General features: G+C 74.6%; 1 pseudogene. It reads right to left on the bottom strand.

The annotated features are described in order from the left end of the window. Nucleotides 1-680: pseudogene (locus tag EAO76_RS47140) on the bottom strand (hypothetical protein); the annotation flags it as partial. Nucleotides 681-735 lie beyond the last annotated feature (55 nt).

Genomic DNA, 735 nt, shown 5'->3' on the forward strand with positions numbered 1-735 from the left:
GCCCTCACCACCGGGGAACTGACGCCCGACCGGACCGGAGCACTGGACCGGATCATGGCGGTGCTCGGCATCCACCCCCCGACCGCCATCACCCCGTACCGCCCGGACGCGGCACTCGGCGGCCCCGCCGACGTGCGCGTACTCGCCCCGGTCGCGAGGCCGTCGTCGCCGTCGTCGCCCGGGGCGAGTACGCGCACGTCGGCGGGGCCGCCGAGTGCCGCGTCCGGGCGGTACGGGGTGATGGCGGTCGGGGGGTGGATGCCGAGCACCGCCATGATCCGGTCCAGTGCTCCGGTCCGGTCGGGCGTCAGTTCCCCGGTGGTGAGGGCCGTGACGACCTGGAGGCCGTTCAGTTCCGCGATGCGTGCCAGGACGTCGCCGACCAGGAGCACGCGCAGGTGCCACGGGCCGATGCCGGTGCCACTGCCGGTTTCCTCCGTCGTGCCGTTGCCGCTGCCGGTGCCGAGGGGTGGCAGGTGGACGCTGCTGCGCAGCAGGCGGCGCGGGGCGGCGGGGACGTCCACGAGGTGGCCGGTGGCGGAGAGGACGAGCAGGTTGATGCCGTTGCCCGCGATCACCGCACCGAGCAGGATGCGGGTGAGCGGCCTGGTGAGCATGAGGATGCCGCCGACCGCACAGAGCACCACGGCGGTGGCCAGGAGCGAGGCGCTGACCGTCATTCGGCGACGCCCCCCGTCCCGAAAGCCGTCCCGGGGGCTGTTCCCGGTGGTGCGC

Origin of the sequence: Streptomyces sp. sk2.1 (assembly GCF_008120935.1) — a bacterium.
Classification (GTDB): Bacteria; Actinomycetota; Actinomycetes; order Streptomycetales; family Streptomycetaceae; genus Streptomyces.